Genomic DNA, 21,924 nt, shown 5'->3' on the forward strand with positions numbered 1-21,924 from the left:
GGCTGGCCAGGAGCCGAGGCGCCCTTGCGGTCAGCTTCTTCCTGGGCAATGGCAGCATCGGTGGCACGCTGCTCCGGGCTCCGTCGGTCACTGAATACCAATAGCATGTAGCGGCTGCGGTTGAGCGCGGCCGTGGGGATGGCGCGCACGATGGCAAACGGCTGGCCGGAATCGTGGATCACTTCATTGACCGTGGCGACCGGGTAGCCGGCCGGGAAACGTTGGCCCATGCCGGAACTGACCAACAGGTCGCCTTCCTTGATATCGGCGGTGTCGGCCACATGACGCAACTCCAGGCGCTCCGGGTTACCGGTGCCGCTGGCAATCGCGCGCAGGCCGTTGCGGTTGACCTGCACCGGGATACTGTGGGTGGTATCGGTCAGCAACAGCACCCGCGAAGTGTAGGGCATCAACTCGACCACCTGGCCCATCAGGCCGCGCGCATCGAGCACCGGCTGGCCAAGGAACACGCCATCACGCTCGCCCTTGTTGATCAGGATGCGGTGGGTGAAGGGGTTGGGGTCGACCCCGATCAGCTCGGCCACTTCGACCTTTTCGTTGACCAGCGCCGACGAGTTGAGCAGCTCGCGCAAGCGCACGTTCTGCTCGGTCAGGGCCGCCAGCTTCTGCAGGCGCCCCTGCAGCAGCAGGGCTTCGGTCTTGAGCTTTTCGTTTTCCGCGATCAGTTCGGTGCGGCTGCCGAACTGGCCGGCCACACCTTGCCAGGCACGCTGCGGCAGGTCGGTGATCCAGTACGATTCCATGAGTACCAGACCCATCTGGCTGCGTACCGGCTTGAGCACGTCGAAGCGCGCGTCGACAACCATCAGCGCGACCGAAAGCACCACCAGGACGAGCAGGCGAACACCCAGCGAAGGGCCCTTGGAGAAAAGCGGTTTAATGGGCCGTTCCTCGTGGACGACTCAGGAGGTCATTGGACATGGGACAACGCACCAGCCTGGTTGCGGGTTGATGGATACGGCGCCCCACAAGGGCGCCAGCCCAGCACATACAGGTAGCACTGCGCGTGCTACCTGTAAACCGGGCGCTCGTGAACAGCGAGCGGAATCACTCGCTGGAGAGCAAGTCCATCGCGTGCTTGTCCATCATTTCCAGGGCGCGACCGCCGCCACGGGCAACACAGGTCAGCGGATCCTCGGCGACGATTACCGGCAGGCCGGTTTCCTGGGCCAGCAGTTTGTCCAGGTCACGCAGCAGCGCGCCGCCACCGGTCAGCACCAGGCCACGCTCGGCGATGTCCGAGGCCAGCTCCGGCGGCGATTGCTCCAGGGCGCTCTTGACCGCCTGGACGATGGTCGCCAGGGATTCCTGCAGTGCTTCGAGCACTTCGCTGGAATTCAGGGTAAAGGCACGCGGGACGCCTTCGGCCAGGTTGCGGCCACGGACATCGACCTCGCGCACTTCGCCGCCCGGGTAGGCGGTACCGATTTCCTGCTTGATGCGCTCGGCGGTGGATTCGCCGATCAGGCTGCCGTAGTTGCGGCGCACATAGGTGACGATGGCTTCGTCGAAGCGGTCGCCGCCAACGCGGACGGATTCGGCATAGACCACGCCGTTCAGCGAGATCAGCGCGATTTCGGTGGTACCGCCACCGATGTCGACGACCATCGAACCGCGCGCTTCTTCAACCGGCAGCCCGGCACCGATGGCGGCGGCCATCGGTTCTTCGATCAGGAACACTTCACGCGCACCGGCACCCAGGGCCGACTCGCGAATGGCGCGGCGCTCTACCTGGGTCGACTTGCACGGCACACAGATCAGCACGCGCGGGCTCGGCTGCAGGAAGCTGTTCTCGTGAACCTTGTTGATGAAATACTGCAACATTTTTTCACAAACGCTGAAGTCGGCGATGACGCCATCCTTCATCGGACGAATGGCAGCAATGTTGCCAGGCGTACGGCCCAGCATGCGCTTGGCTTCGGTACCGACGGCGACGACGCTTTTCTGGTTGCCATGGGTACGGATGGCAACAACCGAGGGCTCATTCAGGACGATACCGCGCTCACGCACGTAAATAAGGGTGTTGGCAGTACCCAGGTCGATGGACAGATCGCTGGAAAACATGCCACGCAGTTTCTTGAACATGGGAAAGTGACCCTGGGGAAAGCGTGGGTAAAAAAGTGCGGCAAACTCTAACAATGGCAGGGATTTTGGGCAAGGAGCCAATATGTTAAATTGGCTGTTTTTCCGAGCAAGCCAGCAGATGATCGCGGCCGATAGACCGTCAGAAAGCTGACATGTTCCTCACTGCGGACCCAAATTCCGTTCTTTGTTTCCCCTGGAGATCCCCATGGCGCTTGAACGCTGCGACGTGGAAAAGATCGCCCATCTGGCCCGCCTGGGGCTAGATGATGGCGAACTGCCACGAATTACCGACGCCCTCAACAGCATTCTCGGGCTGGTCGACCAGATGCAAGCGGTCGATACCACAGGTATCGAGCCCCTCGCCCACCCCCTGGAGGCCAGCCAGCGCCTGCGCCCCGACCAGGTCACCGAGAGCAACCAGCGCGACGCCTACCAGGCCATCGCGCCATCGACCGAGAGCGGTCTGTACCTGGTACCCAAAGTCATCGAGTAAGGGATAGAGCCTGCCATGCATCAACTGACCCTGGCCGAGATCGCCCGCGGACTCGCCGACAAGTCGTTTTCCTCCGAAGAGCTGACCGGCGCCCTGCTGGCGCGCATCAAGCAGCTCGACCCACAGATCAACAGCTTCATCAGCGTCACCGAAGACCTGGCCCTGGGCCAGGCGCGTGCTGCCGACGCCCGTCGCGCCGCCGGCGACACCGGTGCGCTGCTGGGTGCACCGATCGCCCACAAGGACCTGTTCTGCACCAACGGCGTACGCACCAGCTGCGGCTCGAAGATGCTCGACAACTTCAAGGCACCGTATGATGCCACCGTGGTCGCCAAGCTGGCCGAAGCCGGCATGGTTACCCTGGGCAAGACCAACATGGACGAGTTCGCCATGGGTTCGGCCAACGAGTCCAGCCACTACGGCGCGGTGAAGAACCCGTGGAACCTCGAGCACGTCCCCGGCGGCTCGTCGGGCGGTTCGGCCGCAGCCGTGGCCGCGCGCCTGCTGCCAGCCACTACCGGCACCGACACCGGCGGTTCGATCCGCCAGCCGGCGGCGCTGACCAACCTTACCGGCCTCAAGCCAACCTACGGTCGCGTATCGCGCTGGGGCATGATCGCCTACGCCTCCAGCCTCGACCAGGGCGGCCCGCTGGCACGCACCGCCGAAGACTGCGCCCTGCTGTTGCAAGGCATGGCCGGCTTCGATGCCAAGGATTCCACCAGCATCGAGGAGCCGGTGCCGGACTACAGCGCCAGCCTCAACGCCTCGCTGCAGGGCCTGCGCATCGGCCTGCCGAAGGAGTACTTCGGTGCCGGCCTCGACCCGCGCATCGCCGATCTGGTCCAGGCCAGCGTCAAGGAACTGGAAAAGCTCGGCGCGGTGGTCAGGGAAATCAGCCTGCCGAACATGCAGCACGCCATTCCGGCCTACTACGTGATCGCCCCGGCTGAAGCCTCGTCCAACCTGTCGCGTTTCGACGGCGTGCGCTTCGGTTACCGCTGCGAAAACCCGAAAGACCTGACCGACCTGTACAAGCGCTCCCGGGGCGAAGGCTTCGGTATGGAAGTGCAGCGCCGCATCATGGTCGGTACCTATGCCCTGTCGGCTGGCTACTACGACGCCTATTACGTGAAAGCGCAGCAGATCCGCCGCCTGATCAAGAACGACTTCATGGCCGCATTCAACGACGTCGACCTGATCCTCGGCCCGACCACGCCAAACCCGGCCTGGAAGCTCGGCGCCAAGGGCAGCGACCCGGTCGCCGCCTATCTGGAAGACGTCTACACCATCACCGCCAACCTGGCAGGCCTGCCGGGCCTGTCGATGCCAGCCGGCTTCGTCGATGGCCTGCCGGTCGGCGTGCAACTGCTGGCGCCGTACTTCCAGGAAGGCCGCCTGCTCAATGTCGCGCACCGCTACCAGCAAGTGACCGACTGGCACACCCGCGCCCCCAACGGCTTCTGAGGAATTCACACATGCAATGGGAAGTTGTGATCGGGCTGGAAATCCACACTCAGCTCGCCACCCAGTCGAAGATCTTCTCCGGCAGCGCCACCACCTTCGGTTCCGAGCCGAACACCCAGGCCAGCCTGGTTGACCTGGGCATGCCCGGCGTACTGCCGGTGCTGAACCAGGAAGCCGTGCGCATGGCGTGCATGTTCGGCCTGGCCATCGACGCCGAGATCGGCAAGCGCAACGTGTTCGCGCGCAAGAACTACTTCTACCCCGACCTGCCCAAGGGCTACCAGATCAGCCAGATGGACCTGCCCATCGTCGGCAAGGGCCACCTCGACATCGCCCTGGAAGACGGCACCATCAAGCGCATCGGGGTAACCCGTGCGCATCTGGAGGAAGACGCCGGCAAGAGCCTGCACGAAGACTTCAGCGGCTCCACCGGCATCGACCTCAACCGTGCCGGCACCCCGCTGCTGGAGATCGTTTCCGAGCCGGACATGCGCAGCGCCAAGGAAGCCGTGGCCTACGTCAAGGCTATCCACGCGCTCGTGCGTTACCTGGGCATCTGTGACGGCAACATGGCCGAAGGCTCGCTGCGTTGCGACTGCAACGTATCGATCCGACCGAAAGGCCAGACCGAATTCGGCACCCGCTGCGAGATCAAGAACGTCAACTCGTTCCGCTTCATCGAGCGCGCGATCAACAGCGAGATCCAGCGCCAGATCGACCTGATCGAGGACGGCGGCAAGGTAGTTCAGGAAACCCGCCTGTACGACCCGAACAAGGACGAGACCCGCTCCATGCGCAGCAAGGAGGAAGCCAACGACTACCGTTACTTCCCGGACCCGGACCTGCTGCCGGTGGTGATCGAGGACAGCTTCCTGGAAACCGTCCGCGCCGGCCTGCCAGAGCTGCCGACGCAAAAGGTCGAGCGCTTCCAGAAGCAGTACGGCCTGTCGGCCTATGACGCCAACGTGCTGGCATCCAGCCGCGAACAGGCGGACTACTTCGAAGAAGTAGTGAAGATTGGTGGCGACGCCAAGCTGGCTGCCAACTGGGTTATGGTCGAACTGGGCAGCCTGCTGAACAAGCTGGGCATCGAGATCGACCAGGCACCGGTCAGCGCCGCGCAGCTGGGTGGCATGCTGTTGCGTATCCGCGACAATACCATCAGCGGCAAGATCGCCAAGACCGTGTTCGAAGCCATGGCCGCCGGTGAAGGTGATGCCGACAGCATCATCGACAGCAAAGGCCTGAAGCAGGTCACCGATACCGGTGCAATCGACAAGATGCTCGACGAGATGCTGGCGGCCAACGCCGAGCAGGTCGAACAGTACCGCGCCGCCGACGAGGCCAAGCGTGGCAAGATGTTCGGCTTCTTCGTCGGCCAGGCGATGAAAGCTTCCAAAGGCAAGGCCAACCCCGGGCAGGTGAACCAATTGCTCAAGGCCAAGCTCGAAGGGTGATTTGAAAATGCGGCGAGGGCTCCGCCCTCGATCGCCGGCAAGCCAGCTCCCACAAGCTACAGCACCGCCCTCAACGGCCGTGGGTCCCTGTGGGAGCTGGCTTGCCGGTGATGGGCCGCACAGCGGCCCCAAATGCAACAGCGGAGCATCTGACTTGCTAAAACGATCCCTGAGCACCCTCGCCCTCTATTCCCTGCTGGCCGGCTGCGCCAGCCATGACATCGACCCGCGCGGCTATGACCAGACCGGCACCGCCTCCTACTACGGCTCGCGCCACCACGGCAAACGCACCGCCAGCGGCGAACCTTTCAACCAGAATGGCCTGACTGCCGCCCACCGCAGCCTGCCCTTCGGCACCCGCGTACTGGTTACCAACACAACCAACCAGCGCAGCGTGGTGGTGCGAATCAACGACCGTGGGCCGCATACCCGGGGCCGCCTCATCGACCTGTCACGCGCCGCGGCGGAAAAAATCGGCATGGTCCGTAGCGGAACCGCGCGGGTGCGCGTACAAGGGCTTAACGACTGACGCGACAGGAGTCCGACCATTTTCGACCTGGCCACCCTTGCTACCTTCAGCCTTCTGCAACTGGGCATTGCCCTGCTGTTGCTGGTGGCTGGCGCCGAACTGCTGGTACGCGCAGCCTTGCGCCTGGCCCAGCGCCTGCACGTACGCCCACTGATCATCGGCCTGAGCCTGGTAGCCTTCGGCAGTACCGCGCCGCAACTGACGGTTAGCCTGCAGGCCGCCTACCAGGGAGCACCGGATGTAGCGGTGGGCAGCGTAATCGGCAGCAACATCTTCAACGTGCTGGTCATTCTCGGCCTGGCCGCGCTGATCATTCCGCTGCGCGTCTCGCGGCAACTGGTACGCCTTGACATTCCATTGATGATCGCAGCCAGCGGGCTGGTCTACGGGCTATCCGCCAACGGCCACCTGGGCCGGACCGAAGGCGCATTGCTGCTGGTCGGCCTGGCCGCTTACCTGGCAACGCTTTGGCATCAGTCCCGTCACTACGCGCGCACCTACCCTGCCCCGGCCACCGTCGTCGCCAGCGTCGGGCGCTTCTGCTCAGGCACGCTGTTGCAGGTACTGGCAGGCCTGGGCCTGCTGAGCCTGGCCGGCCACCTGCTGCTGGAAGCCGCCGTGGAAGTGGCTACCGACCTCGGCCTGTCCGAGCGCATCATCGGCCTGACCGTGGTCGCTATCTGCACCTCGTTGCCGGAACTGGCCGCCGCGCTGATCGCCGCCCTGCGAGGAGAACGGGAAATCGCCGTGGGTACGGTGATCGGCAGCAACCTGTTCAACCTGCTGGCCGTACTGGGCCTTACCGCACTGGTCACCCCCGAACCGCTGTCGATTTCACCCAACGCCCTGGCCTTCGACCTGCCGGTGATGCTCGGCGTTGCCGCGCTGAGCCTGCCGGTGTTCTATTCCGGTTACCGCATCACCCGCGCCGAGGGCATGGTGTTCCTCTGCCTGTACCTGGCCTATGGGCTGCATGTAGCGGCGTTTACCATGGGCCTGCCGCTGGCCGGTCGCCTGGAACGGTTGATGTACTACGTGCTGCCGGTGCTCGCCGTGGTGTTGCTGTTTACCACCGTGCGTGCCTGGCGCCGCCAACACTGAGGAAAACAACATGGCTGACAACAACAAGACCGGCGAGCAGATTCGCCGCCAGGTAATGGGCGATGCGTTCGTTGACCGCGCCCTGGGCAATGCCACTGACTTTACCCGGCCACTACAGGAGTTCGTCAACGAACATGCATGGGGCAGCGTGTGGGCGCGCGACGGCTTGCCGCTGAAGACGCGCAGCCTGATTACCCTGGCCACGCTCACGGCACTCAAATGCCCGCAAGAACTCAAGGGACATGTACGCGGGGCGTTGAACAACGGTTGTACGGTGGAGGAGATTCGCGAAGCGCTGCTGCATTGCGCAGTGTATGCGGGGGTACCGGCGGCCATCGACGCGTTCCGGGCCGCGCAGGAAGTGATCGACAGCGATCAAGGCTGAAAGCTGCAGGAGCGGCCTTGTATCGCGAAGGGCGCTCCTGCAAGGGCCGGCCGCGTCAGTTGGCCTGGCGAGCCTTCTTCAGCTTGAAGGCCACCCACAGCGCGGCGATCCACGCCGGGATCAGCATCACCGAAATGCGAATCGGCGGGGTCAGGTACATCACCACCAGGATCAGTACGATGAACGCCAGGCACAGGTAGTTGGTCAACGGGTGCCCCCAGCTCTTGTAGAACGGGATGATCCCGGCCGCCAGCTTGGCCTTGCGGAACTTCAGGTGAGTAATGCTGATGCTCGCCCAGTTGATCACCAGCGCCGATACCGCCAGCGCCATCAGCAGGCCGAACGCCTCGCCCGGCATCAGGTAATTGATCACCACACACAGCCCGGTAGCCAGCGCCGACACGCCCAGCGCGGTCAGCGGCACACCACTGCGGCTGACCTTCAACAACTGCCGTGGCGCGTCGCCCTGGCTGGCCAGGCCGAACAGCATGCGACTGTTGGCGTAGACACAGCTGTTGTACACAGACAGCGCGGCCGTCAGCACCACGATGTTGAGGATGGTCGCCACCAGGTCACTGTCCAGTTCGTGGAAGATCATCACGAACGGGCTACCGCCCTGCACCACCTTCTGCCACGGGTACAGCGACAGCAGCACCGCCAGGGCGCCGATGTAGAAGATGAGGATACGGTACACCACCTGGTTGGTGGCTTTGGGGATGCTCTGGCGCGGGTTGTCGGCCTCGGCAGCAGTGATGCCCACCAGCTCCAGGCCACCGAACGAGAACATGATTACCGCCAGCGCCATTACCAGGCCGGTGACGCCATTGGGGAAGAAGCCGCCGTACTGCCACAGGTTGGCCACGCTGGCATCCGGGCCGCCATGGCCACTGGTCAGCAGCCAGGCACCGAAACCGATCATGCTGACAATTGCGACCACCTTGACCAGGGCGAACCAGAATTCCATCTCGCCATAGACCTTCACCTGGGTCAGGTTGATCAGGTTGATCACCACGAAGAAGATCGCTGCCGTGGCCCAGGTGGGGAAGCCCGGCCACCAGTACTGCACATAGATGCCCACTGCGGTGAGCTCGGCCATGCCGACCAGCACGTACACCACCCAGTAGTTCCAGCCCGAGACGAAACCGGCGAACTCGCTCCAGTACTGGTGCGCGAAGTGGCTGAAACTGCCGGCCACCGGCTCTTCCACCACCATTTCGCCCAGCTGGCGCATGATCAGGAAGGCCATCAGGCCGGCAATGGCATAACCCAGCAGCACGGAGGGACCGGCCAGCTGGATGGTTTGGGCGATGCCCAGGAACAACCCGGTGCCGATAGCCCCGCCCAGCGCAATCAGCTGGATATGGCGATTCTTCAGCCCGCGCTGCAACCGCTCGGGCGTGCTCTGGTCTTGCATGAAGTGTCCTTTAGCTCAGTGAGGCAGTGTTGTTGTGTTATTTGCAGTGAAGGATCTAGATCCATCCGCCCCACTGCAAGATGAAAATGCCTATGTTGGTGGTGATCGCCGCCATCAGTGTGGTAACCACGATGATCGATGCGGCGAGCTCATGGTTGCCGTTGGCTGCCCGTGCCATGACGTAGCTGGCAGCTGCGGTCGGGCTAGCGATGTACAGGAACAGGATGCCCAGTTCGGCCCCGCGGAAGCCGCAGAACCAGGCACCCAGGGTGCCGACCAGCGGCAGCCAGACCATTTTCACCAGGCTGGCATCCATGGCCAGCCTGCCGCTGTCGCGCAGCGCCGCCAGCGACAGGGTGCCACCGATGCAGATCAGCGCCAGCGGCAAGGTCATTTGCGCCAGATAGTCGCCCGAAGTGAGCAGCCAGTTGGGCAGCGGCACCTGAGCGTAGGCCATCGGCGTGGCCACCAGCACACTGATGATCAACGGGTTGCTGAAGATGCTCTTGCAGATGCTCCACGGATCGGACTTCAGGTGCGGGCTGTACACCGCCAGCACCACCGCCGACAGCGAGTTGTACAGGAGGATCACCAGGCCGGCGAGCACCGCCCCCAGGGAAATGCCATAGTCGCCGTAAAGGCTGGCGGCCAGGGCCAGGCCGATCACACCATTGTTGCCCCGGAAGGCGCCCTGGGTGTAGATGCCCCGGTCCGCCTCGGGGCAGCGCCAGATGGCCAGGCCCCAGGCGATGGCGAAACCGACCAGAGTGGCGGCGATGAAATACAGCAGAACCCCAGGCTTGACCGCAGCGCCCAGGTCGGCGTGGTAGATGCCGAGGAACAGTAGCGCCGGCATGCACACGTTGAACACCAGCTGCGAAGCAACGCGGTTGAAATTGTCATCGATCAGACGGATGCGTTTGAGCAGCACACCCATGAACAGCATGGCGAATACCGGTGCCGTGATGTTCAGCGTCTGGATAAGAAGGGCGAGCATGCGCAAGCGATCCTGGAGGAGTTGCCGTTAGGCGGCTAATGATACGCCAACGCGTCAGGAATTGCGGGGATCGAGGGGGCTTTATCAATAAGTTTCTGCCAATACCGGCCTCCGCAGATAACCCGCTCCCACAGTGGCTGCGCAGGTCTCGAGAGTCCCGTGAATACCTTCAGGAGCGGGTTTACCCGCGAAGAGGCCGGTACCGAAGCAGGCAGTCAGCGCCGGACGGGGCGCTTCTGCAGTTTGCGCTGCAAGGTCCGGCGGTGCATGCCCAGCGCCCGCGCAGTGGCCGAGATATTGCCCTCGTGCTCGTTCAGCACACGCTGGATGTGCTCCCACTGCAGGCGGTCGACCGACATCGGGTTTTCCGGCACCAGGGTATCCAGGTCAGTGTGCTCCGACAGTAACGCCGCCAGCACATCATCGGCATCGGCCGGTTTGCACAGGTAGTTGCAGGCGCCACGCTTGACCGCTTCCACGGCGGTGGCAATGCTCGAGTAGCCGGTCAGTATCACCACACGCATTTCCGGGTCCAGCTCCAGCAGCTTGGGCAGCAGCACCAGACCGGAGTCGCCATCCATCTTGAGGTCCAGCGTGGCATAGTCCGGCAAATCCTGCTGGGCCAGCAGCAACCCTTCCTCGGCAGAGCTGGCAGTGCTCACACGAAAACCGCGGCGGCTCATGGCACGGGCCATGACCCGGGTGAAGGTGGCATCGTCGTCCACCAGCAACAGGTGCGGGAGCTCTTCGCTTTCGACCTGGTTTTCTTCGCTCATCATTCATCTCCTCGCTTGCCACGGGGCAGGCGCAGTTCGGTCAGGGTGCCACCCTGTTCATGACTATAGAGTTTCACCGAGCCGCCCGCACGGGTCACGCTGGCCTTGCTCAGGAACAGGCCGAGGCCGAAGCCTTTGCCCTTGGTGGTAATGAAGGGTTTGCCGATGGCTTCGGCAATGGCCGGCGGCACGCCGGGGCCATGGTCGCGGATACTGATGACGATGTCATGGGCGTCCCAGTCCAGGCGCACTTCAAGGTCATCGGGGCAGGCATCGGCGGCGTTGTTCAGCAGGTTCAGCAGCGCCTGGGTCAGGTCAGGTGGCGGGGTCAGGCGCGGTACCTGGCCGTCGCGCAGGCGCTGGAAGCGGTAGCTGGCCTCCGGACGCATCAGGTGCCAGCGGTTGAGCGCTTCGTCGAGCCAGGCGGTCACCTCCTGTTCCACCACCGCCAGGCGCCGATTGGCCTCGGCAGCACGCACCAGCTGTTGCAGGGTTTCCTTGCACAGCTTGACCTGGTCCTGAAGGATCTGCAGGTCTTCCTGCAGCAGCGGGTCGGCGTGGTCCTGGCGCATCTCGTTGAGCAACACGCTCATGGTCGCCAACGGCGTGCCCAGCTCATGGGCCGCGCCGGCGGCCTGGGTGGCCACGGCCAGCAGTTGTTCGTCGCGCAGGCTTTCCTCGCGCCGCTCGGAGCGCAACTGCTCCTGGCGGCGCAACTCTTCGGCCATGCGTGCGGCAAAGAAGGTGATCACAGCAGCGGCCAGGGCGATGCTCAGCCACATGCCGTAAACCTGCATCTTGTCCCGCGCCATCGGCAAGCCTTCGAGCGGGTAGAACTGCACCAGCAGCAGGCTGTAGGCGGTCAGCGCAATGCCGGAGAGAATCAGTGAATACAGCCACGGCAAGGTCACCGCAGCAATCGCCAGCGGCACCAGGTAATACGAGACGAACGGGTTGGTCGAACCGCCGGAGTAGTACAGCAAGGCACTGTGGATCAGCAGGTCACAGGCCAGCTGCAGGGCATACTCAAGCTCGGTGACCGGCAGCGACAGGCGCAGGCGCAGGGCCGTGAAGGCACACAACAGCGAGGACAAGGCCAAGGTGCCGGCCAGCGACAGCCAGGGCAGCGGCAGCAGTTCGGTCCAGTAGGCGACGCCCACGGAGCCAGCCTGGGCAGCCAGGACCAGGACCCGAATGACGGTCAGGCGCCAGAGGTTCTGGCGGGTAGCGGACAGCGGTTGTACGGCGGCGAGCATGAGCTCTCCTGATGAGTGCTCCAGAAAATCGGCTGGAGTATACCGAAGCCTGGCGCCGCGCTGCAGTGATGCGGCAAAGCGCCACACTTTGTCACAAGTCCATGATGGCACTTTTGAACCCACTACACTGTTGCCGGTCTGAAGGCCCATGCGTGGAATGGATGGCCAGAGCCCACGCCTTTTATTGCCAAGGAGTATCCCATGCAAAACCCTCGTCGCGGCGCCGCGCTGATCCTGTCCTGCGGCCTGCTCGCCAGCCTGCCGGCATTGGCTGCCGATGAACCGCGCTACAACCAGGTATCGCTGCGTGCCGAAGTCAGCAAGGAAGTGGCGCGTGACCTGATGGTCGTGACCCTGTACAGCGAAGCGCAGAACAGCGACCCCGGCAAGCTGGCCCAGCAGATCACCGAGACCATGAACAAGGCGGTGCAGCAGTCGCGTCAGGTCAAGGACGTGAAGATCAGCCAGGGTAGCCGCAACAGCTACCCGGTGTATGACAACAAGGGCCAGAAGATCACCGGCTGGCGCGAGCGTGCCGAGCTGCGTCTGGAAAGCGCCAACTTCCCGGCCCTGTCGCAACTGACTGCCGACCTGCTGCAAGAGCTGAAGATGGGCGGCATGGACTTCTCCATCGCCCCGGCCACGCGCAAGGCCAGCGAGGATGCACTGCTCAAGGATGCAGTGGATGCATTCAAGGCACGTGCACAACTGGCGACCGAGGCGCTGGGCGGCAAAGGCTACAAGGTGGTCAGCCTGAACCTCAACAGCAGTGGTTACCCGCGCCCATACCTGCGCAGTGCACCAATGGCAATGAAGGCGATGGGGGCTGATGAGGCGGCACCGGCACCAGATATCGAGGCCGGTACCAGTGAAGTCAGCATGAATGCCGATGGCCTGATCGAGGTACAGATGCCTTGATCCGTTCGAGGGAGCGGTAAGCCCGCTCCCTCGAAGGCCGCGTCAGTTTCACGCGTTTCAGAACATTCCTACGCACCAATAGGGTGCCCCGTACAGCTTCTCCCGCCCCGAAACATCCCGTAAAAAGCCATCATTTTGCCCTCGCAAACGTTCAACTTGCGGAAAAGTTATACCAATGCGACATCCATGTACGGTCGTACCACTTTTCTGGCGTCAATGAACACTTGCCATATTGCAATGGGTATACCCCCTGCATAAGTATCCGCAGGTCGGCTCACGAGGCCACCTCAAATCGAAAAATGACAACAATGAGGCCACCATGCTCAAACACGCAGTCATTCCGTTCCTGCTGGGTGCAGGCTTGCTCTCCGGGGCACCGTCGGCCCTCGCCGCGTCCAACCTGGTGTTCTGCTCCGAAGGCAGCCCGGCCGGCTTCGACCCGGGGCAATACACCACAGGGACCGATTTCGACGCCTCTGCCGAGACCGTGTTCAACCGCCTGACCCAGTTCGAACGCGGCGGCACCGCCGTCATCCCGGGCCTGGCGACCGAGTGGGAAGTATCCGACGACGGCAAGACCTACACCTTCCACCTGCGCGAAGGGGTCAAGTTCCACAGTACCGACTACTTCAAGCCCACCCGCGCATTCAACGCCGACGACGTGCTGTTCACCTTCAACCGCATGCTCGACAAGGACCACCCGTTCCGCAAGGCCTACCCCACCGAGTTCCCGTACTTCACCGACATGGGCATGGACAAGAACATTGCCAAAGTGGAGAAGCTCGACGAACACACGGTGAGGTTCACCCTCAACGAGGTCGACGCCGCCTTCATCCAGAACCTGGCCATGAGCTTCGCCTCGATCCAGTCCGCCGAATACGCCGACCAACTGCTCAAGGACGGCAAGGCTGCCGATATCAACCAGAAACCGATCGGCACCGGCCCGTTCGTGTTCAGCAAGTACCAGAAGGACGCGCAGATCCGCTTCAAGGGCAACAAGGACTACTGGCAACCTGATGAGGTGAAGATCGACAACCTGATCTTCGCCATTACCACCGACGCCTCGGTGCGCATGCAGAAGCTGAAGAAGAACGAGTGCCAGGTGACCCTGTTCCCGCGCCCGGCAGACATCCAGCCGCTGAAGCAGGACCCTAAGCTGCAGATGCCGGACCAGGCCGGTTTCAACCTCGGCTACATCGCCTATAACGTGATGGACAAGATCAAGGGCAGCAACGAAGCCAACCCGCTGGCCCAGCTGAAAGTCCGTCAGGCGCTGGACATGGCCGTGGACAAGAAGAAGATCATCGAGTCGGTCTACCAGGGCGCAGGCCAACTGGCAGTCAACGGCATGCCGCCAACCCAGTGGTCCTATGACGACAGCATCAAGGACGCCCCGTACGACCCGGAAAAGGCCAGGCAGCTGCTCAAGGAAGCCGGCATCAAGGAAGGTACCGAGATCTCCCTGTGGGCCATGCCGGTACAGCGCCCATACAACCCCAATGCCAAGCTGATGGCAGAAATGCTGCAATCGGACTGGGCCAAGGTGGGCATCAAGGCGAAGATCGTCAGCTACGAATGGGGTGAATACATCAAACGCTCCAAGGGTGGCGAGCAGGGCGCCATGCTGATCGGCTGGAGCGGTGACAACGGTGACCCGGACAACTGGCTGGGCACCCTGTACGGCTGCGATGCCATGAACGGCAACAACTTCTCCAAGTGGTGCTACAAGCCCTACGATGACCTGATCAAGCAGGCCAAGGCCACTTCCGACCAGGCCAAGCGCACCGAGCTGTACCAGCAGGCACAGCGCATGCTCAAGGAACAGGTGCCGATCACCCCGATCGCCCACTCCACGGTATACCAGCCCATGAGCGCCAAGGTGAAGGACTTCAAGATCAGCCCGTTCGGACTGAACTCCTTCTACGGCGTCAGCGTGGACAAATAGGCTAGCCACGGCACCCGCTGAGCGGCGGGTGCCCCACCAGCTCCACCACCCCTTCATGCCGTCCCGCCGCTACGCGTGGCGGGGTCGGCGAACTGTTGCCGCCATTCGTACCGAGAGGCGGCGCCAACAGACGTAAAAGGACTTGCCATGCGCCCTGTCACTCGTCTTCCCACCCTGCTTGCTCTGGGCCTGATCAGCCAGGCCCCTGCCGTGCTGGCCAACAACCTGGTGTTCTGCTCCGAAGGCAGCCCCGCCGGCTTCGACACCGCGCAATACACCAGCGCAACCGACAACGACGCCGCCGAACCCATCTACAACCGCCTGGTCGAGTTCGAGCGTGGTGGCACCGCCGTACAACCAGCCCTGGCGACACGCTGGGAGGTGTCCGACGATGGCCTGCGTTACACCTTCCACCTGCGCGAGGGGGTGAAATTTCACAGCAACAAGGCCTTTACCCCCAGCCGCGACTTCAACGCCGACGACGTGCTGTTCACCTTCAACCGCATGCTCGACAAGGGCCACCCGTTCCGCCAGGCCTACCCGACCGAGTTCCCCTATTTCGTCAGCATGGGCCTGGACAAGAACATCGCCCGTGTCGAGAAGACCGGCGCCATGACCGTCGTCTTCACCTTGAACAAGGTCGATGCTGCCTTCATCCAGAACCTGGCCATGAGCTTTGCCTCGATTCTTTCCGCCGAATACGCCGAGCAGTTGCTAGCCAGCGGACGCGCCAGCGACATCAACCAGCAACCGATCGGCACCGGGCCGTTCACGTTCCAGCGCTACCAGAAGGACTCGCAGATTCGCTACAAGGGCAACCAGGCTTACTGGGCACCAGAGGAGGTGAAGATCGACAATCTGGTGTTCTCGATCAACACCGACCCTTCGGTGCGCATCCAGAAGCTGCGCCGCAACGAATGCCAGGTCACCCTGCACCCGCGCCCGGCCGACCTGCCTGCGCTGAAGGCCGACAGCAAGCTGCAGGTACTGCAGCAACCGGGCTTCAACCTCGGCTATATCGCCTACAACACCCAGCATCCGCCGTTCGACCGCCTGGAAGTGCGCCAGGCGATGGACATGGCGGTGAACAAACAGGCGATCCTCCAGGCGGTGTACCAGGATTCCGGCCAACTGGCCGTCAACGCCATGCCGCCGACCCAGTGGTCCTATGACAGCAGCATCAAGGATGCGCCCTACGACCCGGACAAAGCCCGCCAGCTGCTGCAGCAGGCCGGCGTGAAGCCCGGTAGCGAAATCACCCTGTGGGCCATGCCGGTGCAGCGCCCGTACAACCCCAACGCCAAGCTGATGGCAGAAATGCTCCAGGCCGACTGGAGCAAGCTCGGCTTCAAGGTGCGCATCGTCAGCTACGAATGGGGTGAGTACCTCAAACGCATGAAAAGCGGCGAGCACGATATCGCCCTGATCGGCTGGACCGGCGACAACGGCGACCCGGACAACTGGTTGGGCACCCTTTACAACTGCGACGCGATCGGCAGCAACAACTATTCGCTGTGGTGCGACCCGCAGTACGACCGCCTGGTCAAGCAGGCCAAGCAGGTCACCGACCGCACCCAACGCACGGCGCTGTACCAGCAGGCCCAGCAACGCCTCAAGCAACAGGTCCCGATTACCCCGGTGGCGCATTCCACGGTGAACCAGCCGCTCAGCGTCAAGGTTTCCGAGTTCAAGGTCAGCCCGTTCGGGCGCAATGATTTCTCCGGCGTGAGTGTTGATTGATTTCCAGCCTGCAGCGGTTCTCGCTCGCCCCGCCCGTTCCCATAGGGTCAGCAAAGGTTTCGGCGTCTGCGCCGTAGCTGTGGGAGCTGGCTTGCCGGCGATAGGGCCAGCAGCACAACGCCCCGATTCAGCCCGGCGACCCCGGGCAACCCCGGCAACACCGCAGCAAGAGCCCCGGCCCACAAAGCCAGGGAATAACTAGAAGAACAGAAAGGGAGCTTTTACCTTGAGACTATTCACCTTGACCGCACTGGCGTTATCCATCAGTGCCTTATCCACCGTGACCCAGGCCGACCCGCAAAGCCAGGACTATGTGCCCGTCACCCTCAAAGGCAGCAGCGAGCAGGAGCAGGCCAGCGGCTTCATCGACGGCCAGAGCCTGTCCGGCAGCACTCGCAACTGGTACGCGCGCGAACGCGCCACGCGCGCCCCGCTCTGGAAGTACTACAAGAGCGACGGCACCCGCCACGACACCCACAGCCGTGACAACTGGGTGCAGGGCACCATCCTCAACTACAGCTCCGGCTTCACCCAGGGCACCGTCGGCTTTGCCGTCGAGGCTGCCGGCTACAACGCCATCGCCCTGGAACAGGGCCGTGCCGCAATCGCCGGGCCGAACAACCGCACCCTGACCCACAGCGACGGCGACCCGGTCGGCCAGTGGAGCAAGATGGGCCTGGCCAACATCAAGGCACGCGTGTCCAACACCACCCTGACCGTTGGCCGTCAATCGGTGGACACACCGATGATCGCCTACATCGGCAACCGCGCCCTGCCCTCGAGCTTCCAGGGTGCATTCCTGCACAGCGCCGAATTCGACAACCTGAGCTTCGACCTGGGCACCTTCGACCGCGTCTCGCCACGCACCGAGCAGAGCCTCAGCAAGTTCCGCAGCGAGTACAGCGCCACTGGCGTTGAAACCGACCGCGCCAGCACCGCCGGCATCAACTACCAGCCGTTCAAGAGCCTGACCACCAGTCTGTATGCCACCAAGGTCGACGACTTCTGGAACCAGTACTACTTCGGCGCCAACCATGTGCTCGGCGACAGTGCAGTGCTGAGCCTGAGCACCGGCCTGAACTACTACAAGACCGTCGACGCCGGCGGCCAGAAGATGGGCGAAATCGACAACGACACCTACAGCCTGTCGTTCGGCCTGACCCACCAGGCCCACACCGTCAGTGCCTCGTGGCAGCAGGTCAACGGTAACGAGTACTTCGACTACCTGCACGAAACCAACGGCATCTACCTGGCCAACTCGCTGCTGTCGGACTTCAACGGCCCCAACGAGAAATCGCTGCAACTTTCCTACGTGCTGAACATGGCGCCGTACGGTGTGCCGGGCTTGAAGTTCAATCTGTACAACGCCCGCGGCTGGGGTATCGATGGTACCCACTACCGCGGTACCGCCTACGACGTGAACGGCCTGGATGGCGAAACCCACTACGAGTGGGGCTTCGGCACCAGCTACGCAGTACAGAGCGGGCCGCTGAAAGACACCAGCATCCGCGCCACCTACACCGCGCACCGCGCCAGCAAGGCCCAGGGCGATGGCAGTCTGGATGAGTTCCGGGTGGTTACCACCATTCCATTCAACATTCTCTGATCGCCAGCGCCACGGCCTGCTTTGCTGCGGGCCGTGGCGGCTACGCTGGAATCAATGCAAGCAGGGAGTTTCAACCCATGCAGAGAGCTTTCATGAAATCGCGGCCACTGCGCCTGGCCCTGGCCGCACTGCTTCTGGGCAGTGCCACGCAACTGGCGGCCAAACCATTGGTGGTGTGCACCGAAGCCAGCCCGGAAGGGTTCGACATCGTCCAGTACACCACTGCGGTCACCGCCGATGCCTCGGCCGAGACGGTGTTCAACCGTCTGGTCGATTTCAAGCCTGGCACCACCGATATCCAGCCGGCCCTGGCTGAGCGCTGGGACATCTCCGCCGACGGCCTGACCTACACCTTCCATCTGCGTCAAGGGGTGAAGTTCCACACCACCGACTACTTCAAGCCGACCCGCGACTTCAACGCCGATGACGTGCTGTGGAGCCTCAATCGCCAGCTCGACCCGAACCATCCCTGGCACCGCAAGACCAGCGTTGGCTACCCGTACTTCGAAAGCATGGGGTTCAAGGAACTGCTCAAGTCGGTAAGCAAGGTTGGTGAGCACACCGTAGTGATTACCCTCACCCGACCGGAAGCGCCATTTCTGCGCGACATGGCCATGGGCTTTACCTCGATCTACTCCGCCGAATACGGCGACCAGTTGCTCAAGGCTGGCAACACCGCCGAGCTGAACAGCAAGCCGATCGGCACCGGCCCGTTCATCTTCCAGCGCTACAACAAGGACGCCCAGGTCCGCTTCAAGCCCAACCCGCAGTATTTCCGCGGCAAGCCGCCGGCCGATGCGCTGGTGTTCGCCATCGCCACCGACAGCAACGTGCGCCTGCAGAAACTGCGCGCCAACGAGTGCCAGGTGGCGCTCTATCCCAAGCCCGACGATGTGCCGTCGATCAAGCAGGACCCGAAACTCAAGGTCGAGGAAATCGAGGCCCTGGTCACCGGCTACATCTCGATGAACACCGAACACAAATACCTGAGCGACGTGCGTGTGCGCAAAGCCATCAACATGGCCTTCGACCGCCAGACCCACGTCGACCAGCTGTTCGGCAAGGGCAATGCGCTGGTAGGCGTGAACCCTTACCCGCCGACCATGATCGGCTACAACAACGAGAACAGGAACCCGCCCCGCGACCTGGCCAAGGCGCGCGAACTGCTCAAGGAAGCTGGGGTACCACCCGGCACGGTGCTCACGCTGTTCACCCGCAACGGCGGTGGCCCGACCAACCCCAACCCGCGCCTGTCGGCCGAGATGCTGCAGGCCGACCTCAAGCAGATCGGCCTCAAGCTGGATATCCGCATCATGGAATGGGCCGAAATGCTGCGCCGGGCGAAAAAGGGCGAAGCCGACCTGGTGTCCACTGGCTGGGCTGGTGACAACGGCGACCCGGACAACTTCCTCAGCCCACTGCTCAGTTGCGATGCCGTGAAAAGCGGCGAGAACTATGCGCGCTGGTGCAACCCTAAGTTCCAGGAGCTGATCAGCCGCGCCCGCGAAGTGATCGACAACGACGAGCGTGCAAGGCTCTATAACGAGGCATTGAAGGTGTACGATGACGAACAACCCTGGATCAGCATGGCTCATCCGAAGATGTTCACCGCCATGCGTGACAACGTGGAGGGCTACGTGATCAACCCTCTGACCAACAACAACTTCGCCACTACCAAGGTGAAGTAGAACAACAACGACCGCCGGCCGCCCACACGGGGCCCGGCGGCCCCGCCGTAACGGGCTGATAGCCCCACGGCCTGATGAGGTAACCCCGACAATGTTGAGTTTTATTGCCCGGCGCCTGGGCCTGTTGATACCGACGTTCTTCGGCATCACCTTGCTGACCTTCGCGCTCATACGCCTGATCCCCGGCGACCCGGTGGAAGTGATGATGGGCGAGCGCAGGGTCGACCCCGAAATGCATGCCCAGGCCATGGAGCGTCTGGGGCTGAACAAACCGCTGCCGGCCCAGTACCTGGACTACGTTGGCAAGCTGGCCCAGGGCGACCTGGGTGAGTCGTTGCGCACCCGCGAGAGCGTGTGGCACGAGTTCCTCACGCTGTTCCCGGCCACCCTCGAACTGGCCTTTGCCGCCCTGCTGTTTGCCGGCATCGTCGGCCTGCTGGCCGGCGTGATCGCTGCGCTCAAGCGCGGATCGCTGTTCGACCACGGGGTGATGGGCATTTCCCTGGCCGGTTACTCGATGCCGATCTTCTGGTGGGGCCTGATTCTGATCATGTTCTTCTCGGTAAGCCTGGGCTGGACCCCGGTATCCGGGCGCATCGACCTGCTCTACGACATCGAGCCGAAAACCGGCTTCATGCTCATCGACACCCTGCTCAGCGACGAGGAAGGGGCGTTCAAGGATGCTGTGATGCACCTGATCCTGCCAGCCATCGTGCTCGGTACCATCCCGCTGGCGGTAATCGCCCGCATGACCCGTTCGTCGATGCTCGAAGTGCTGCGCGAGGACTACATCCGCACCGCCCGCGCCAAAGGCCTGTCGCCCGCCCGCGTGGTGTTCGTGCATGGCCTGCGCAATGCCTTGATCCCGGTGCTGACCGTGTTCGGCCTGCAGGTCGGCACGCTGCTGGCCGGTGCGGTGCTGACCGAAACCATCTTTTCCTGGCCGGGCATCGGCAAATGGCTGATCGAAGCCATCGGTGCCCGTGACTACCCCGTGGTCCAGAACGGCATCCTGTTGATCGCCTGCCTGGTGATCCTGGTCAACTTCGTCGTGGACATCCTCTACGGCCTGGCCAACCCACGCATCCGTCATCAGCGCTGAGGCCTTCGCCATGACTAGCCCGATTCCGAAATCCGTCACACCGGCCAGTCCGGTGGACCAGAGCCTGCTCTACCCTTCGCCGTACAAAGAATTCTGGCACGCCTTCGCGCGCAACAAAGGCGCGGTGATGGGCCTGGCCTTAATGTGCCTGGTGGTGTTCTGCGCGCTGTTCGCACCGTGGGTCGCCCCGCACGACCCGAGCGAGCAGTACCGCGACTTCCTGCTGACCCCGCCGGTGTGGCTGGAAGGTGGCAGCTGGCAGTTCATCCTCGGCACCGACGAACTGGGCCGCGACCTGCTTTCGCGGCTGATCCAGGGCGCGCGGTTGTCTCTGCTGATCGGCCTGTCGTCGGTGGTGATGTCGTTGATCCCGGGGATCCTGCTGGGCCTGCTGGCCGGTTTCTTCCCGCAATTGCTCGGCCCGTCGATCATGCGCCTGATGGACGTGATGCTGGCCCTGCCCTCGCTGCTGCTGGCGGTGGCCATCGTCGCCATCCTCGGCCCAGGCCTGATCAATACGGTGATCGCCATCGCCATCGTTTCATTGCCATCGTATGTGCGCCTGACCCGCGCCGCCGTGATGGGCGAGCTGAACCGCGACTACGTCACTGCCGCGCGCCTGGCCGGTGCCGGCCTGCCACGGCTGATGTTCGTCACCGTGCTGCCCAACTGCATGGCGCCCTTGATCGTGCAGGCCACCCTGAGTTTCTCTTCGGCCATTCTCGACGCCGCCGCCCTGGGCTTCCTCGGCCTCGGCGTGCAACCACCGACCCCCGAATGGGGCACCATGCTGGCGTCGGCCCGTGACTACATCGAGCGCGCCTGGTGGGTGGTGAGCCTGCCCGGCCTGACCATTCTGCTCAGTGTCCTGGCAATCAACCTGATGGGCGACGGCCTGCGCGATGCGCTGGACCCGAAACTCAAGAACGCCGCCTGAGGAGAAC

19 protein-coding genes are annotated in these 21,924 nt (G+C 63.1%); 13 read left to right on the plus strand and 6 right to left on the minus strand.

Features of this window, described 5'->3' with window-relative positions:
* Together mreC and mreB are read right to left on the minus strand one after the other, a co-directional pair.
* Positions 1-872: rod shape-determining protein MreC (gene mreC / locus B4L76_RS07830; protein WP_296231943.1), on the minus strand; the 872-nt coding region annotated here is incomplete at its 3' end.
* Positions 873-1,068: 196 nt separating this feature from the next.
* A complete protein-coding gene (gene mreB, locus B4L76_RS07835; protein WP_200139197.1) occupies positions 1,069-2,106 on the minus strand; it encodes a rod shape-determining protein MreB in 1,038 nt (345 codons plus the stop codon).
* Positions 2,107-2,311: 205 nt separating this feature from the next.
* Between mreB and gatC the strand changes: the two genes are divergently transcribed.
* The 6 genes from gatC (at position 2,312) to B4L76_RS07865 (ending at position 7,538) form a co-directional block, all read left to right on the plus strand.
* Positions 2,312-2,599 carry an Asp-tRNA(Asn)/Glu-tRNA(Gln) amidotransferase subunit GatC gene (gene gatC / locus B4L76_RS07840; RefSeq protein ID WP_296231668.1) on the plus strand — a complete coding sequence of 96 codons (288 nt, stop codon included), beginning with the start codon at positions 2,312-2,314 and terminating at the stop codon, positions 2,597-2,599.
* Between the two features lie 15 nt (positions 2,600-2,614).
* Positions 2,615-4,066, plus strand: a complete 1,452-nt coding sequence (gatA, locus tag B4L76_RS07845; RefSeq protein WP_296231670.1) for an Asp-tRNA(Asn)/Glu-tRNA(Gln) amidotransferase subunit GatA — start codon at positions 2,615-2,617, stop codon at positions 4,064-4,066.
* 11 nt (positions 4,067-4,077) lie between these two features.
* Positions 4,078-5,523, plus strand: a complete 1,446-nt coding sequence (gene gatB, locus B4L76_RS07850) for an Asp-tRNA(Asn)/Glu-tRNA(Gln) amidotransferase subunit GatB (RefSeq protein ID WP_296231671.1) — start codon at positions 4,078-4,080, stop codon at positions 5,521-5,523.
* A gap of 154 nt (positions 5,524-5,677) precedes the next feature.
* Positions 5,678-6,052, plus strand: a complete 375-nt coding sequence (locus B4L76_RS07855; RefSeq protein ID WP_296231672.1) for a septal ring lytic transglycosylase RlpA family protein — start codon at positions 5,678-5,680, stop codon at positions 6,050-6,052.
* A gap of 60 nt (positions 6,053-6,112) precedes the next feature.
* Complete coding sequence (locus B4L76_RS07860) at positions 6,113-7,153, plus strand: calcium/sodium antiporter (protein ID WP_296231944.1); 1,041 nt, start codon at positions 6,113-6,115, stop codon at positions 7,151-7,153.
* Between the two features lie 10 nt (positions 7,154-7,163).
* Positions 7,164-7,538 (plus strand): carboxymuconolactone decarboxylase family protein, encoded by a 375-nt coding sequence (locus tag B4L76_RS07865; RefSeq protein WP_296231674.1) that lies wholly within the window; start codon positions 7,164-7,166, stop codon positions 7,536-7,538.
* Between the two features lie 55 nt (positions 7,539-7,593).
* On the opposite strand, the gene B4L76_RS07870 is transcribed toward B4L76_RS07865, so the two are convergent.
* The 4 genes from B4L76_RS07870 to B4L76_RS07885 all read right to left on the minus strand — a co-directional run bounded on the left by B4L76_RS07870 (position 7,594) and on the right by B4L76_RS07885 (position 11,981).
* Positions 7,594-8,952, minus strand: coding sequence for an amino acid permease (locus B4L76_RS07870; protein WP_296231675.1), 1,359 nt, complete (start codon positions 8,950-8,952; stop codon positions 7,594-7,596).
* 55 nt (positions 8,953-9,007) lie between these two features.
* Entirely contained in the window at positions 9,008-9,949 is a 942-nt protein-coding gene (locus B4L76_RS07875; protein WP_296231676.1) for an AEC family transporter, read from the minus strand.
* Between the two features lie 215 nt (positions 9,950-10,164).
* Entirely contained in the window at positions 10,165-10,725 is a 561-nt protein-coding gene (locus tag B4L76_RS07880) for a response regulator transcription factor (protein WP_186673416.1), read from the minus strand.
* Positions 10,725-11,981, minus strand: a complete 1,257-nt coding sequence (locus B4L76_RS07885) for an ATP-binding protein (protein ID WP_296231677.1) — start codon at positions 11,979-11,981, stop codon at positions 10,725-10,727. The genes B4L76_RS07880 and B4L76_RS07885 overlap by 1 nt, the downstream gene beginning before the upstream one ends.
* 201 nt (positions 11,982-12,182) lie before the next feature.
* Here B4L76_RS07885 and B4L76_RS07890 point away from each other — a divergent pair, with 201 nt between their 5' ends.
* The 7 genes from B4L76_RS07890 (at position 12,183) to B4L76_RS07920 (ending at position 21,917) form a co-directional block, all read left to right on the plus strand.
* On the plus strand, positions 12,183-12,899 hold the full coding sequence (locus B4L76_RS07890) for an SIMPL domain-containing protein (RefSeq protein WP_296231680.1): 717 nt from the start codon (positions 12,183-12,185) through the stop codon (positions 12,897-12,899).
* A 319-nt stretch (positions 12,900-13,218) separates the two neighbouring features.
* Positions 13,219-14,844, plus strand: coding sequence for an ABC transporter substrate-binding protein (locus B4L76_RS07895; RefSeq protein ID WP_296231682.1), 1,626 nt, complete (start codon positions 13,219-13,221; stop codon positions 14,842-14,844).
* A gap of 147 nt (positions 14,845-14,991) precedes the next feature.
* A complete protein-coding gene (locus B4L76_RS07900; RefSeq protein ID WP_296231684.1) occupies positions 14,992-16,584 on the plus strand; it encodes an ABC transporter substrate-binding protein in 1,593 nt (530 codons plus the stop codon).
* A 226-nt stretch (positions 16,585-16,810) separates the two neighbouring features.
* Complete coding sequence (locus tag B4L76_RS07905) at positions 16,811-18,190, plus strand: OprD family porin (RefSeq protein ID WP_296231685.1); 1,380 nt, start codon at positions 16,811-16,813, stop codon at positions 18,188-18,190.
* A gap of 77 nt (positions 18,191-18,267) precedes the next feature.
* Entirely contained in the window at positions 18,268-19,878 is a 1,611-nt protein-coding gene (locus B4L76_RS07910) for an ABC transporter substrate-binding protein (RefSeq protein WP_296231686.1), read from the plus strand.
* A 91-nt stretch (positions 19,879-19,969) separates the two neighbouring features.
* On the plus strand, positions 19,970-20,980 hold the full coding sequence (locus tag B4L76_RS07915) for an ABC transporter permease subunit (RefSeq protein WP_296231688.1): 1,011 nt from the start codon (positions 19,970-19,972) through the stop codon (positions 20,978-20,980).
* A 10-nt stretch (positions 20,981-20,990) separates the two neighbouring features.
* Positions 20,991-21,917 (plus strand): ABC transporter permease subunit, encoded by a 927-nt coding sequence (locus B4L76_RS07920; protein WP_296231690.1) that lies wholly within the window; start codon positions 20,991-20,993, stop codon positions 21,915-21,917.
* Positions 21,918-21,924 lie beyond the last annotated feature (7 nt).

The organism is Pseudomonas sp. UBA4617 (assembly GCF_002386445.1).
In the GTDB taxonomy this organism is placed as follows: Bacteria; Pseudomonadota; Gammaproteobacteria; order Pseudomonadales; family Pseudomonadaceae; genus Aquipseudomonas.

Coding starts and splice junctions, on each gene's coding strand:
- B4L76_RS07915 (WP_296231688.1), top strand. CDS start 19,970: ATGTTGAGTTTTATTGCCCGGCGCCTGGGCCTGTTGATACCGACGTTC.
- B4L76_RS07890 (WP_296231680.1), top strand. CDS start 12,183: ATGCAAAACCCTCGTCGCGGCGCCGCGCTGATCCTGTCCTGCGGCCTG.
- B4L76_RS07900 (WP_296231684.1), top strand. CDS start 14,992: ATGCGCCCTGTCACTCGTCTTCCCACCCTGCTTGCTCTGGGCCTGATC.
- mreB (WP_200139197.1), bottom strand. CDS start 2,106: ATGTTCAAGAAACTGCGTGGCATGTTTTCCAGCGATCTGTCCATCGAC.
- B4L76_RS07870 (WP_296231675.1), bottom strand. CDS start 8,952: ATGCAAGACCAGAGCACGCCCGAGCGGTTGCAGCGCGGGCTGAAGAAT.
- B4L76_RS07875 (WP_296231676.1), bottom strand. CDS start 9,949: ATGCTCGCCCTTCTTATCCAGACGCTGAACATCACGGCACCGGTATTC.
- B4L76_RS07865 (WP_296231674.1), top strand. CDS start 7,164: ATGGCTGACAACAACAAGACCGGCGAGCAGATTCGCCGCCAGGTAATG.
- B4L76_RS07880 (WP_186673416.1), bottom strand. CDS start 10,725: ATGAGCGAAGAAAACCAGGTCGAAAGCGAAGAGCTCCCGCACCTGTTG.
- B4L76_RS07910 (WP_296231686.1), top strand. CDS start 18,268: ATGCAGAGAGCTTTCATGAAATCGCGGCCACTGCGCCTGGCCCTGGCC.
- B4L76_RS07920 (WP_296231690.1), top strand. CDS start 20,991: ATGACTAGCCCGATTCCGAAATCCGTCACACCGGCCAGTCCGGTGGAC.
- gatA (WP_296231670.1), top strand. CDS start 2,615: ATGCATCAACTGACCCTGGCCGAGATCGCCCGCGGACTCGCCGACAAG.
- gatB (WP_296231671.1), top strand. CDS start 4,078: ATGCAATGGGAAGTTGTGATCGGGCTGGAAATCCACACTCAGCTCGCC.
- B4L76_RS07895 (WP_296231682.1), top strand. CDS start 13,219: ATGCTCAAACACGCAGTCATTCCGTTCCTGCTGGGTGCAGGCTTGCTC.
- gatC (WP_296231668.1), top strand. CDS start 2,312: ATGGCGCTTGAACGCTGCGACGTGGAAAAGATCGCCCATCTGGCCCGC.
- B4L76_RS07885 (WP_296231677.1), bottom strand. CDS start 11,981: ATGCTCGCCGCCGTACAACCGCTGTCCGCTACCCGCCAGAACCTCTGG.